This window comes from Olivibacter jilunii, assembly GCF_900607235.1.
In the GTDB taxonomy this organism is placed as follows: domain Bacteria; phylum Bacteroidota; class Bacteroidia; order Sphingobacteriales; family Sphingobacteriaceae; genus Olivibacter; species Olivibacter oleidegradans.
Genome location: NZ_LR027851.1, coordinates 440738 through 452900, shown reverse-complemented (window position 1 = coordinate 452900; position 12163 = coordinate 440738). Strand labels below are relative to the sequence as shown.

General features: G+C 41.5%; 15 protein-coding genes. 6 read left to right on the top strand and 9 right to left on the bottom strand.

All coding sequences use genetic code 11. From position 1 onward, the window contains the following. Nucleotides 1–19 precede the first annotated feature (19 nt). The 3 genes from E0E36_RS15855 to E0E36_RS15845 all read right to left on the bottom strand — a co-directional run bounded on the left by E0E36_RS15855 (nucleotide 20) and on the right by E0E36_RS15845 (nucleotide 3066). A complete protein-coding gene (locus E0E36_RS15855) occupies nucleotides 20–1060 on the bottom strand; it encodes a succinylglutamate desuccinylase/aspartoacylase family protein (protein ID WP_130856765.1) in 1041 nt (346 codons plus the stop codon). 82 nt (nucleotides 1061–1142) lie between these two features. Further along, complete coding sequence (locus tag E0E36_RS15850; RefSeq protein ID WP_130856764.1) at nucleotides 1143–2414, bottom strand: adenylosuccinate synthase; 1272 nt, start codon at nucleotides 2412–2414, stop codon at nucleotides 1143–1145. A gap of 82 nt (nucleotides 2415–2496) precedes the next feature. Continuing rightward, nucleotides 2497–3066: a Crp/Fnr family transcriptional regulator gene (locus E0E36_RS15845; protein WP_130856763.1), complete on the bottom strand. Its 570-nt coding sequence runs from the start codon at nucleotides 3064–3066 to the stop codon at nucleotides 2497–2499. 331 nt (nucleotides 3067–3397) lie between these two features. Here E0E36_RS15845 and E0E36_RS15840 point away from each other — a divergent pair, with 331 nt between their 5' ends. Then, on the top strand, nucleotides 3398–3643 hold the full coding sequence (locus tag E0E36_RS15840; RefSeq protein ID WP_130856762.1) for a hypothetical protein: 246 nt from the start codon (nucleotides 3398–3400) through the stop codon (nucleotides 3641–3643). A 32-nt stretch (nucleotides 3644–3675) separates the two neighbouring features. On the opposite strand, the gene E0E36_RS15835 is transcribed toward E0E36_RS15840, so the two are convergent. Continuing rightward, complete coding sequence (locus E0E36_RS15835; RefSeq protein WP_013667944.1) at nucleotides 3676–3903, bottom strand: hypothetical protein; 228 nt, start codon at nucleotides 3901–3903, stop codon at nucleotides 3676–3678. A gap of 93 nt (nucleotides 3904–3996) precedes the next feature. Here E0E36_RS15835 and E0E36_RS15830 point away from each other — a divergent pair, with 93 nt between their 5' ends. Further along, nucleotides 3997–4281 carry a hypothetical protein gene (locus E0E36_RS15830; protein ID WP_130856761.1) on the top strand — a complete coding sequence of 95 codons (285 nt, stop codon included), beginning with the start codon at nucleotides 3997–3999 and terminating at the stop codon, nucleotides 4279–4281. A 113-nt stretch (nucleotides 4282–4394) separates the two neighbouring features. Beyond that, complete coding sequence (locus tag E0E36_RS15825; protein WP_130856760.1) at nucleotides 4395–4787, top strand: response regulator; 393 nt, start codon at nucleotides 4395–4397, stop codon at nucleotides 4785–4787. Between the two features lie 19 nt (nucleotides 4788–4806). Here the strand turns inward: E0E36_RS15825 and E0E36_RS15820 are convergent, their stop codons facing one another. The 5 genes from E0E36_RS15820 to E0E36_RS15800 form a co-directional block, all read right to left on the bottom strand. Further along, nucleotides 4807–5526, bottom strand: coding sequence for a metallophosphoesterase family protein (locus tag E0E36_RS15820; protein ID WP_130856759.1), 720 nt, complete (start codon nucleotides 5524–5526; stop codon nucleotides 4807–4809). A gap of 242 nt (nucleotides 5527–5768) precedes the next feature. After that, nucleotides 5769–6530 (bottom strand): phosphate ABC transporter ATP-binding protein PstB, encoded by a 762-nt coding sequence (gene pstB, locus E0E36_RS15815; RefSeq protein WP_130856758.1) that lies wholly within the window; start codon nucleotides 6528–6530, stop codon nucleotides 5769–5771. Beyond that, a complete protein-coding gene (gene pstA / locus E0E36_RS15810) occupies nucleotides 6520–7365 on the bottom strand; it encodes a phosphate ABC transporter permease PstA (protein ID WP_013667949.1) in 846 nt (281 codons plus the stop codon). Before pstA ends, pstB begins: the two co-directional genes overlap by 11 nt. A gap of 2 nt (nucleotides 7366–7367) precedes the next feature. Next, nucleotides 7368–8258 (bottom strand): phosphate ABC transporter permease subunit PstC, encoded by an 891-nt coding sequence (pstC, locus tag E0E36_RS15805; RefSeq protein ID WP_013667950.1) that lies wholly within the window; start codon nucleotides 8256–8258, stop codon nucleotides 7368–7370. Between the two features lie 11 nt (nucleotides 8259–8269). Continuing rightward, nucleotides 8270–9097 (bottom strand): substrate-binding domain-containing protein, encoded by an 828-nt coding sequence (locus E0E36_RS15800; protein WP_013667951.1) that lies wholly within the window; start codon nucleotides 9095–9097, stop codon nucleotides 8270–8272. A 293-nt stretch (nucleotides 9098–9390) separates the two neighbouring features. Here E0E36_RS15800 and E0E36_RS15795 point away from each other — a divergent pair, with 293 nt between their 5' ends. The 3 genes from E0E36_RS15795 to E0E36_RS15785 all read left to right on the top strand — a co-directional run bounded on the left by E0E36_RS15795 (nucleotide 9391) and on the right by E0E36_RS15785 (nucleotide 12161). Beyond that, on the top strand, nucleotides 9391–9924 hold the full coding sequence (locus tag E0E36_RS15795; protein ID WP_130856757.1) for a hypothetical protein: 534 nt from the start codon (nucleotides 9391–9393) through the stop codon (nucleotides 9922–9924). 178 nt (nucleotides 9925–10102) lie between these two features. Continuing rightward, the gene (locus tag E0E36_RS15790) at nucleotides 10103–10783 is read left to right on the top strand and encodes a hypothetical protein (protein WP_130856756.1); all 681 of its coding nucleotides are present in this window, start codon (nucleotides 10103–10105) and stop codon (nucleotides 10781–10783) included. Further along, nucleotides 10758–12161, top strand: a complete 1404-nt coding sequence (locus tag E0E36_RS15785; protein ID WP_130856755.1) for a hypothetical protein — start codon at nucleotides 10758–10760, stop codon at nucleotides 12159–12161. The genes E0E36_RS15790 and E0E36_RS15785 overlap by 26 nt, the downstream gene beginning before the upstream one ends. Nucleotides 12162–12163 lie beyond the last annotated feature (2 nt).

Below are 12163 nucleotides of genomic sequence, written 5' to 3'. Positions count from 1 at the left end.
GTCGTAATCAGCATTTCCGTTACTCGGAATATGCGATACAGAAAAGTGTTTCACCCTTATTAACCGGGGGCGTTCCTACTTTATATAGAATAACACCCGGCACCTCTGCAATAACATCCTGCAATTTATTTCCGAAAACATCCGTGATATATCCCAGCTGTTGTCCCTTGGTAACCCGATCCCCCGCAAGCAAGGTGCTATAGAAAATGCCTTGGCCATGTGAGCTGATATATTCTTGCCGGTTATAGTGCACCTTGGTCCGGGTAAGGTCTGATTTTGTTGCATCCGTGTACATGTCCATTTCTTTTAAACAATTGTATACGGCTTGCTTTATCTTCTTTACCGCACTGACCTGTACCGTTCCCAGTTTGCCACATTCGATACTCAATGCGATTCTTCCATCTTGAACAGCTTGTTTAAATGCATAAAGTGCCGCTTCATCGTCGCTAATAGTGTATGGATATGATACGATATGCTCGAAGTCGCTTGCTTCTGCTAATCGCTTTGCCACCCTCGTTTGTTCTGCTTTATCCCGACGGTCATAATAACAAACAAAAGGTAACAAGTCTTCATTTGCATCACCGCCGTGAATATCGAGAAAAACATCACTGTTGGGGATAACCTGCTGACTAATTAGATGCGCTAAACGCTCCGTAGCGGTGCCATCGTATTTACCCGGGAAGGATTTATTAAGATTCTTATGATCTATCGGATTGACAAAGGGTGATCTACGGTAGAAAGAAGCAGTGTTCGCAACCGGAATAATGATAAGGGTGCCTGTCAATTGCTTTGTATCTATTTCCTTCATCAGCTCCTGAACAGCAATAATAGGCGGATATTCAAAGCCATGTATACCAGCAACGATTGTGAAGATTGGTCCGGATTTTGCTCCTCTCATTACCGATATAGGCAAAGCAAGCAAGCTATCCTTATGGTTATCAACTCGTAAACTGAGGTTTTCTTTCCCCGGTCTCGCTCCATCCAACGCTCCCTTTAAAAGGCTTTGCGCGAAAGTAGTTTGAAAATAAAGAGACATTACTATGAATAGGATATATCGCATCGATCGTGTTTTGAATTCTTGAAAGCCCGTTTAACACGTGCGAGGCTAATATACGAAATTCGAAAATGAAGAAATCGTACTTTTATCTTTCGACCATCTGCGTTCTATCCGGACCAACGGAGATATAGACAATTGGTATCCCGAGCTCTTTCTCCAAAAATGTAACATAGTCTATTAAGGTCACCGGCAATTGTGATTTTTCACGGATCCCGTTTACATTGCCCCAACTTTTAAATTCTTTAAAAACAGGTGTCGCCTTATCACTGTCCACCCAGGTTGACACGAGATCCATTCGTTTGCCATCTACCAAATAATGTGTACAGACCTGAACAGTTTCCATAGCGCTGAGAACATCCACCTTGGTAATGATCAATTTAGTAACACCGTTCAGCATAATCGCATATTTCAAGGCAGGGAGATCCAACCACCCCGTTCTTCGCGGCCTTTTGGTTACAGCACCGAATTCATTACCTAATTCCCTTAATTTTTTGGTGTCTCCATTTTTTATTTCGGTTGGAAAGGGCCCATTTCCAACACGAGTGCAATACGCTTTAAAGACCCCGTATACCTCTCCTATTCGCTGCGGAGCGATTCCCAAGCCCACACAGGCACCCCCGGAAAGCGTACTAGAGGAAGTCACGAAAGGGTAAGAGCCATGATCTAAATCCAGTAGAGTCGCCTGAGCTCCTTCCGCTAATATCCGGCCTCCGCTATTTAAAATTTCCTGGAGTACGGGTTCGGTATCGATAAGGGTGAACTGGCGTAAAATATTGATGTTTTCCATAAACTTTTGATAAAGTGTTTCCAGGTCAATTTCTTCTGAAAACAATACCTGCAGTTGTTTAGCATGGTCCTCCATCAATTTTCGACAGCGTAGCGCAAAGTCGGGTTGCAAGAGATCACCAACACGAATACCTTTGCGAAGAATTTTGTCCGCATAGGCTGGAGCAATCCCTTTCTGAGTGGATCCAATTTTCCGTTCTCCTAAGCGCTCCTCTGCAAAGCGATCCAGGAGGCAATGTGTCGGCAAAACCAAATGTGCCTTTTTCGAAATAAGCAGATTCTGCCAATCGATGACCCGGTGCCCCAAGGACTCGAGTGCATTCAGCTCACGCCGTAGTGCAGCCACATCCAATACAACACCGCTGCCAATTACATTACGAATTTTTCGGTTAAAAATTCCGGACGGTAGAACGCTAAGCACCACCTTCTGTCCATTAAATTCCAGGGTATGTCCGGCATTTGATCCACCGTGATATCGGGCCACCGCTTGATACCGGTCACACAGAACATCAACGATTTTACCTTTACCTTCGTCTCCCCACTGAAGACCTAAAACAACATCTGCTTTCATTTTTGACGAATTAAATAATTATGATCCAAATTTGATCGCTAATTTTTAAATTCCCATTGTCATTTGACAAGAATGCTTTCGTTTAGAATATATTTCTTCGGATACGACTTAACGAGGAGGGAGTTATTCCAAGGTAGGAAGCCAACATTGATTGGGGAATACGATTAGACAGTCCCGGATAATGATTGAGGAAGTTCAAATAACGCGTTTGTCCGTCCTGCACCAACATATTGCTAGCTGTTTTCATTTTGTTCTCCAACACGGCTGCATTCAGTTTTACAAAAATGGTTGACCAATTTGGAAGTTCGTGATCTAAAAGCTCAAAATCTTCCCGGTTCAAAAGATAAATACGTGCATCAGTTATCGCTTCAATATATTCTGTGGAGGCAATACGATCAATAAAACCATTTATATCGCCTATTAATCGACCTTCATAGACAAAATACCTCGTAAAATCATCTCCAAATTTGTTGTAATAACAAGACCGAAAGATCCCCTCTTGCACAAAACCGAGGCTCGAACAGATTTTTCCTGCTTCAACGAAATATGCGCCCTTATGGATCGAAACTTCTTTTACAAGCTCTTTTAGAAGCTGCTCCCCTTTGTGCGTAAGTCTTCCAAATTGATCGAGATACGCTAATAATTCTTTCATTCAATAAAGGTAGCTACCAAATATCGTGAACCAATTGTCAATTGACAAAAATTAAAAAACAAGTAGCAGCATCTACTACTTCTTATCGATCCACCGGACATTTATCTGTTTGCGCTTCTAATCGAATTAATTTATCTTTAGGTCGTGTAAAGATTAAGTTTTTGCCTACAATAGCGACTTTGTATAATTTGCCATCTATTGTCTTAAATCATTCCTAATTTCTACATAAACTTAGGCAGGTATAAGAATCTGTATGTAAATGTAACAACCAACGGAAAGTAAGAATTAAATACACGATGAAGAACTTGTATGTGTAATCAATAGTTTCACCATGACCAAATTTTCAATGTTTCTCTTTGTTATCATTCATCAAGATGAGGTGATTGCTTATGCATCTCGTTTAGAAGATTTATGGGAGCGTTTCGGCAATTATCTTGGCAGCCAAGGGCACGTAGATAGATTTAGGAAGATGGTGGAAGAACAACAGATTCTAGCAGGTAAAATCCAATCCTTCTCTTTTATAATAGAAGGTAATGAATATCATTTTCAACAATTGGAAAAAAGAATTAAACGATGAGATGCTCACTTACGATAGTGGACTATACAATTCTACAACAATTTTTGAAAGGTATATTCCTTTCCCGACAAGGTTAATTTAAAAAGCCTTTCTCTTTTAAATTTCCGATAAAAGAAGTCAAAATTTCTCGATTCTCCTTCGATCTCTTCAAATTTTCGTACAAAGGCCCGAAGATTCGTTTCAAAACAAATCGCTTCCCCATTTCGGATGACAATATATAATGCTTTTAAGCCCTGCAACATGGTAACAAAAATATACACTTTTTATGCAACTATATCTCAATAATGTTGTGATATTTTTTTCATTTGCAACAATATATGCCTATATTTGCAATCCTATTTTACGAATCATAAATGAGCATCTATGAACTTGCCGCACAACTTGGTTTATCTGTTTCATCTGATAACGTTGCTGAAATTCCCATTATCATTTTGAATGATCATTTATTTGTGTCAGCATCAAGCATGAATGATCTGTTCGATCTCAATGACACCCGCACCATGGAGTGGCTGAGCCTTCCTCCCATGTCCTTAGCCGATTATTATTTTTCAGGATTATCCGATCCTACATCTTACCTTACATCTTCTGATAGACAACACATAAAAAACTGTCTATCAGAAGATAAAAAAACAAATTAGGCATACATTTGTGTGTCCGGCGTTCATTATATTTTTTTTCGTAAGAGATAAAAATTAATTTCACATAAACATTTCACATATTTTCACGTTTAACTGTAATCAAGTGGTTGGTTATGAAGATATGTATTGTGGACGACGATCCCATATTTCAGCTATTGGCTAAAAAGCAATTTCAAAAAATCGCCGGTGATATCGATACGGTAAGTTTCACCAACGGGATAGACGCTTATGCGTATTTTCGGTCGGTTGAATTAACTTCTTTATCTATGCCTAAGCTTCTACTGGTAGATCTTAATCTTCCGATTATGAATGGCTGGCAGCTAATTGATAAATTAAGGAAGACCTGCCTTACAGAAAATACGCTTATTTATATCGTAAGCTCATCCCCCGCTATCGAGGACAGAGTACGAAGTCTATCCCTTACTTGCGTAAAAGATTATCTAATGAAACCAATCAATTCCCAACAATATGAAGAACTCTATAGAGCCGCTAATGTTGCGCACTAAAGTATAAAGGGGGTTGGGTTTATCGTAAGAATACCGGGTGTATTGCAATATCGTCATCATTTATTTCAATGATACTGTACCCTAATCGCTTATTGTCAATTTCAATTTGGCTGGCGTTTTTAACGAACTGATAAGATACCGCAGGTGAAACATATTGATTAATATTTCTGTAAACCTGTGAATCGGCCATGTGATAGTGTCCGCAACATATACATATTTTGGATGCAGATTGCGTTAGTAAATCAACTATTGTTTCCCGATCACTTAATGGATATTCGTCGTCGACAGGTGTGTTTACTTTAAGGAGCGGATGATGAATAAAGATAACAACCTGCTGTTCATCTACTAACTGCGTCTTTAACCATTCTTGTTGACCGCGACTAATGCTACCGGACGAAGAATCCATAAAAACATACTTGAATTGACCTACCTTTTCACTATAAAACAACTCATTGTCAACAAATTGAGCATCGACATGAAAATGCTTTATCACCTCATGAAATTTATCGTGATTGCCTAGAATCAATCGGAAACGAATCTGTGGCACATCAAATAATTTAATGAACTGCGCGTTCACCTTTGGATCTCCTATGTCCCCTCCGCAAATCACTTCCGTTATTCCCTTCGAACGGACGTCGTTCAAAACGGCTTCCAGATTTCTTACACCGTCAACACCCTGATCCAAGGTAAACTGTTCCCCCAAATGGGTATCCGTCAAAAATGCTATTTTCTTATGCATGCAATCAAGCGTTAAAATTAAGTATACAAGGCTCCGTATTTTACAACGATTTTATTTTCCGAAGATACACCTATTTCAAGAACAAACGGAACATCACAAGGTTTAAAATAATATATTCATTCAACAAAGTCCAAGGAGGTTCTAATACCGCAAGAATAATAATAGTAAGGATGATGGTCTTTATATGGATCTACCGGTTTTAAATCTACATATTGTATAGGGAGCGGTCTAAATCCGTTAGGTTATCCGAATTTGCCACCCACATAATTCGCAGTCAGTTCATGTTGCGGATTATTAAAGAGCGACATGGTATTATTCTCCTCAATTATTTCGCCTAGGTACATAAATACTGTTTTGTCGGCAATACGCTGTGCTTGCTGCATGTTATGGGTAACAATGACAATGGTATAATTTTCCTTCAATTTAACAATAAGCTCTTCTATCTTCGAAGTGCTTATCGGATCAAGCGCGGAACAAGGCTCATCCATCAAAATCACTTCCGGTCGGAGTGCTACGGCCCGGGCAATACAAAGACGCTGCTGTTGGCCACCCGACAAGCGGGTGGCCGGTCTTAGCAAATCATCTTTTACTTCTTCCCAAATAAAACTTTCTTTCAGCGCATTTTCAACGATTCTTGACCGTTGTTCTTTCGGCACTTGATTAATTTTCAAACCATAGTTTATATTTTCATAAATGCTTTTTGGAAAGGGATTCGGTTTTTGAAAGACCATTCCAATACGTCTTCTAACCTGTGTAACGGGAAAATCAGCATCATAAATATTTTTACCATCCAACAAAAAATCTCCTTCTATACGAGCGTCGGAGGTCAAGTCGTGCATCCTGTTAAAGCAACGTAACAAGGTGCTTTTTCCACAACCCGAAGGTCCAATGAGTGCCGTTACTTTATTTTTTTCAAAACGGACATGGATGTTCTTAAGTACCTGCTTAGATCCGAACCAAAGATTTATTCCTGAGGCCGCAAGCTTCGTCTGACTATCCTTCATTTTTACTGTGTTTATAACGTATATAAAAGGCGATGCTGTTCAATATAAAAACCACCATAATCAAAATCAGCGCCGTTCCATAAGCCAAGGGTCTCACCTCCTCAATGGCTTGGTGCTGTGTTGATAACATATACAAATGGTATGGCAAGGCCATAAACTCTTGGTTGAGATAACCGGTGGGGTTGTTGATATAAAAAGCAACGCCGGTAAAAAGGATCGGTGCGGTTTCTCCGGCCGCTCTCGATAAAGCTAATACCATACCCGTAAGGATACCCGGTAACGCGGACGGTAGTACCATGTCACGAATGGATTCAAATTGTGTAGCACCTACCCCCAAAGCGCCTTCACGCGTGCTTGCCGGAATTCGACGCAACGCTTCTTCTGTAGTGGTAATGATATAAGGCAGCGACAACAGACCTAAAGTAAAGCCTGCCGACAAGAGCGATGTCCCCATGTTTAATCCCTGTACAAACAGCGCCAGGCCAAAGAGACCGTAAATAATGGAAGGCACTCCGGCCAAATTACGTATAGAAGCGCGAATAAGACGCGTAAACCAAGTGTTAGGAGCATACTCATTGAGGTAAATAGCACAGCCTATGCCAAAGGGCGCAGCCACCACTGCAGTAATTAAGGTCAGCATTACCGTACCTATTATTGCCGGCAAAATTCCCCCATTGGTCATACCATCTGTAGGCAGTGTACTAACAAAGTCCCAAGTTAGCACGGGTGCTCCTTTTCCGATGATATCACCGATAATGATCAAAAGAAAAATGCAGACTAAGCCTGTACAAAGAAGCAAAGTCCCCCATTCAATAATTGATGTTAATCTATTCATGGCTAAGGAGCTTGATATTTCTTAAACTTGTTAACGTAATATTCACCTACTAGGTTAACGACTAAAGTAAACAGGAAGAGAACCGTAGCGATGGCAAATAAACTATAGTAATGCGTTGTTTGATAAGGCACCTCTCCCATCTCAATGGCAATTGTTGCAGTAATGGTGCGTACGGAGTGGAAAAATCCTTTCGGAAAGGCAGCCGCATTACCGGTTGCCATTAGTACGGTCATTGTTTCACCTAAAGCACGGCCAACGCCTAACATGACGGCAGCCAATATCCCGGGTGCACTACTCGGAATGGTGATTTTACACAGCGTTTGCCAACGATTTGCGCCCAAGCCGAAACTAGCTTCCTTATAAGACTGCGGCAAGCTATGTAAGGCATCTTCTGTAACCGTTATAATGGTAGGTAGTGCCATAATCGCTAAAAGAATGGCACCATTGAGTGCATTCAAACCGTTCGGTTGATTCGATAATTCTCCTAGTTGTGGGCTTAAAATAACAATTCCTAAAAAGCCAATAGCTACAGAGGGAACGGCTGCCAGCATTTCAATAGCCGGTTTAAGAATATTCCGCAGCCTTCTATTGGCATATTCGGAAAGAAAGGCTGCCGTACCAATTCCTATTGGGATTGCTATCAACATGGCACCAAAGGTGACTAAACAAGTACTGACTAATAAGGGAAGGATGCCATAAGTGGCGGGAGTACCTCCCGGATTCCACTGGGTACCGGTTATAAAGTCCAGCGGCTTAACCTCAATCAAGAAGGCGACAGTATTCCATAACAGCATAAAAAAAATTCCACCAAGAATGGCGATAATGAGCATACCGGTTGCCCGAAAAAGCCATTTAGCGAGGAGATCGATTTTTTCTTTAGCACTTAATTGCATAGCCAGGGGATTTATCGGGTGATATAGTAGCCGGAAGCCTTTATAATTGACTTTCCTTCTTCGCTCCGCTCAAAATCGATAAAAGTCTTAACTTTCTCCCAAGAAGTACTCGGAATAAATTGATATAAGGGACGCTGAAAGGCATAACGTTTTTCCATGATTGCTTTTTCGTCTAAGGGAGAAACAGCGGTCGCCTTTTTCGGGTCGCGTATATAAAGAACTTTTACCGCTGGTTCCTTTGTGCCGTGGGAAATGTATCCTGCCCCCACATAGCCAATACCCGAGCGATCTGCCTTAATGCTCTCCATGATCTGCGCATTTCCGTTCATCTCCTTCGCATCCCTACTGAATCGAATACCAAGCCTTTCTTGAACAAAGGCATGCGTTCCGGAATTGCTTTGCCGTCCGTAAATATTAACGGGCATATTCCATCCGGTTACGGCCTTCCATGTTCGATATTGGCCACTTAAAACCTTCGCCAAGCTAGAAATATCGATTGTGTCTAAGGGAAAATCCTTATGTACGATAAAAGCGGTAGCATCTTCTGCAAAGACAATCGTGTGTAGCTTTATCTTTTTAACCTTGAATAAACTATCTTCTTCTGCGTTTAAACGTCGTGAAGAATTAGCGATATCTGCTTGCCCATTCAGTAAAGAGGCGATTCCCAAACCGGAGCCTCCACCGGATATTGCTACGCTAAAAGCGGGGTTCACTTTATAGAAACGTTCTGCAAGGGTTACCGCCAAGTTCACCTCCGTATCCGATCCTTTTACCTTAATAGATCGACTATCATTGCTACAGGCACATATAAGTAACAGAAAGACAAACCGATACCACATAAGTCGCTTGTTTGGCAATTAAACAAATCTACTAAATTAATGTTAGCAGAATATGTATTTTACATAAAGGAAAACACCTATTAAGATGCCTCAACTATTCCGGAAGACTGTGACTAGTAAATAACCAATAGAATGGTTACCCGAACTACATCAATAAGCATTCGGCAACTATAACCCCTCGATCTATCACTTCGTAACATCTATATGTGACATGAATGATTGGACTCGAAACAGAATAAGTATAATTTTTGTGTTCTCTCTATGGATATGGAAATTAAACTATTCAAGTAATTATGAAAAAGCTATTTTTATTTTCGGGAATATTGCTGTTAGCATTAATAGCACAATTCCAGCTGGCTCAAGCACAAACAGATCAAACAGGTAATGTAACCGTTTCGATCGACCTAACCGCTCCGGTTATATCCATTGATTTAGGTGCAGATCCAAACGTAACTTTCGTATACAGTACACCTGAAGACTACACCACACCACAGGTTGAACCGAAAGTGGGACATTTCACGGTGGTAAGTAATCAGGATTACGAAGTCACTGTACAAGCAACGGAAGAGTTTACGGTAATACCTGAGAACGCTTCGCCCATTCCACTGAGTGTTGTCCAAGTAAGTGTTGACCCTTCCACTACCGGTGGCGGAACGCCTGCGATAGTCCCATTATCATCCACCGCAGGAACTTTAGTTACTGATGGCCCAGCTACAATCGGCACAACTTATAATATCAATTACACCATACCCGATGCTACTTCTTTAATTGATAAAGTGCCCGAAGTATATTCTACTACGGTGATTTATACAGCAACGCAAATTTGATCGATGCATGATATATGACAGGTGTTACTTGGAATTGATCAGGCGATGGAGAATTCGCACTTCTTTGCTCTCAGTGATTTTTTATTTGTTATGCACTTGGAACTGTTTCGCTCAAGGAATATCGATATCACCGTCTCGGATTTTTTTTAAGGGGTTTCCCGGCGAGACGGTCCAAGAAGTGATTACTCTTACCAACAACTCGTCAATATCGTTCAATTTTATTACGGCATTAAAAGATTGGCATCGCGATTCGATCGGTCGAAAGGTTTACGACGCCCCAGGTGATGTGGAACATTCCAATAGTCGCTGGATCAGACTTTCGGAATCTACCATTAACCTTAACCCGAACGAAACGAAACGCATAGTCGTGTCAATGACCGTACCAAAGGATGCAGGCGCACGCGGCCTGACCAACAGTATGCTTTTTTTTACGCAAATGAAAGAGCAGACCAAGCTTTCAAAAGAAAAGAAGCAACTAGGCGTAAATGTGCTTTTAGAAGTCGGCGTGCAGATCTATCACGTGCCACCGGGACTAACACCTGGCGAGTTGGACTTTGTCGCTTTTGAAGACCAGGGTATCATAAAATTAGAAACAGACAGTGTTCGTCGCGTTGCACTGAAGGTTAAGAACACGGGAGAAATCAATAAAGATGCGCATGTACGTTTCGAGTTGACAAACGTGCAAACCGGCGCAGAAATTCCCGTCAAAACCACCGCTATCGCCATGCTTCCCCATGCACAACAATGGATTTACGTCGATTTACCAATTTCATTAAAGGGAAAACACTTAGGAGTTGCCATCCTAGACGCGGGAGATAATTATGATTTGCGTGTTGCAGAAAAAGAAATTGATTATTAACAAGCTACTATTGGGATGGCTCCTGCTTTCAGCTCCAGCCTACGGACAAATCGTCATTAATTTGCCCCAAGCCAATATTACAGCACGTTCAAATTATACAGCTACCTTGGCAAGTGGAACGTATTCGAGCTTAATTGGGTTGGTGCCGAATATTGAGGTGAAAGCCAATAGTCCCAATTTTACCAATACGGTTGGAGGGACCTCTACTGTGCCACTGAATATCGCGCATATACGGTTGCGAAGTATTGGCTCTCTTTCCTTAATAGGTGTCACAGCAGAAGTCACCCTGAGTACTTCCTACGCTTTATTATACGCAGCATTGGCCAGTATTTCGTCAGGCGCCGTTGTCGCCGACTATCGTATATCAACGGGCAGCCACACTTGGATATCGGGCATTTATCGTGCACCTATTAACTTCAGAACAGGACTGCTATCCCCCAATCAGATAACACCTACTACGCCGAATTTAGATATAAACGTACCTGGATTTATTGCTCCCCAGGCTACGCTACCATCGCTAAGCTTGCCAGTAAACAATTTGAGTTTTTTCAGAAACAGCGCCGGTATCAGCGCTGCCGGCAATATCTCTGTATCAACTACGGTGCCCTATCTTCTGAGCTTGCAAGCAAGTAACACGCAGTTTTCTTTCAACACGAATAGTTCTTATAATCAAACACCTAGCACTTCGGTTGGGCTTGTCAATTCAACGCTATCCAATATCACCAATGCTACGCCGATCATGTTATCCACCACTTCACAAGCATTAACGGCTGCTTCGGGTATAGCCGTGCCTACGAACAATAATCAAGCATTAACTGCAGCCTTTTCCATTACGGGAAACAATCTGAAGACAGGTTTTGTACAAGCGGGAACCTATTCAGTGCCCATTACTTATACTTGGAGTAAATTGGCCAGCGCTTATCCTACAGGCTCATTACAGGTGCAGCGAAGCAGCACTTTACAAGTCGTCGTCAGTGATTTAGCGGAGTTGATTGCTTTGCAGCCAAGTGTTAACTTTGTTTTTGATGATGTGACGGATTACCAGCAAGGCATAACAAGAGATATGACGCAACATTTACGTATTAGTAAAACAACTCCCTATAGTCTCTACGTGCGTTCATCAACCGCTAACTTTTCGGGAGCCGGTGGCCAAATACCTGTAAATATTTTGCGTATAGGCGCCGCTGCCGGGCAAACAGGAGTTAATACAGTTACTCTTTCCACTACACCACAACAACTTATAAATAATGCTAATCCCACGATCGATCGAACGTTGGATATCCGTTATAGTATTCCGAACACAGCAATGTCGCAATTGCTCGGTAAAGCACCAGGCACTTATAGTGCTACCGTTATTTACAGTTTTACTACACTTTAGGT

What these genes read in the sequence shown, in the direction of transcription:
- E0E36_RS15855 (WP_130856765.1), bottom strand. Translation starts at nt 1,060, where the DNA reads ATGCGATATATCCTATTCATAGTAATGTCTCTTTATTTTCAAACTACT.
- E0E36_RS15850 (WP_130856764.1), bottom strand. Translation starts at nt 2,414, where the DNA reads ATGAAAGCAGATGTTGTTTTAGGTCTTCAGTGGGGAGACGAAGGTAAA.
- E0E36_RS15845 (WP_130856763.1), bottom strand. Translation starts at nt 3,066, where the DNA reads ATGAAAGAATTATTAGCGTATCTCGATCAATTTGGAAGACTTACGCAC.
- E0E36_RS15840 (WP_130856762.1), top strand. Translation starts at nt 3,398, where the DNA reads ATGACCAAATTTTCAATGTTTCTCTTTGTTATCATTCATCAAGATGAG.
- E0E36_RS15830 (WP_130856761.1), top strand. Translation starts at nt 3,997, where the DNA reads ATGAGCATCTATGAACTTGCCGCACAACTTGGTTTATCTGTTTCATCT.
- E0E36_RS15825 (WP_130856760.1), top strand. Translation starts at nt 4,395, where the DNA reads ATGAAGATATGTATTGTGGACGACGATCCCATATTTCAGCTATTGGCT.
- E0E36_RS15820 (WP_130856759.1), bottom strand. Translation starts at nt 5,526, where the DNA reads ATGCATAAGAAAATAGCATTTTTGACGGATACCCATTTGGGGGAACAG.
- pstB (WP_130856758.1), bottom strand. Translation starts at nt 6,530, where the DNA reads ATGAAGGATAGTCAGACGAAGCTTGCGGCCTCAGGAATAAATCTTTGG.
- pstA (WP_013667949.1), bottom strand. Translation starts at nt 7,365, where the DNA reads ATGAATAGATTAACATCAATTATTGAATGGGGGACTTTGCTTCTTTGT.
- pstC (WP_013667950.1), bottom strand. Translation starts at nt 8,258, where the DNA reads ATGCAATTAAGTGCTAAAGAAAAAATCGATCTCCTCGCTAAATGGCTT.
- E0E36_RS15800 (WP_013667951.1), bottom strand. Translation starts at nt 9,097, where the DNA reads ATGTGGTATCGGTTTGTCTTTCTGTTACTTATATGTGCCTGTAGCAAT.
- E0E36_RS15795 (WP_130856757.1), top strand. Translation starts at nt 9,391, where the DNA reads ATGAAAAAGCTATTTTTATTTTCGGGAATATTGCTGTTAGCATTAATA.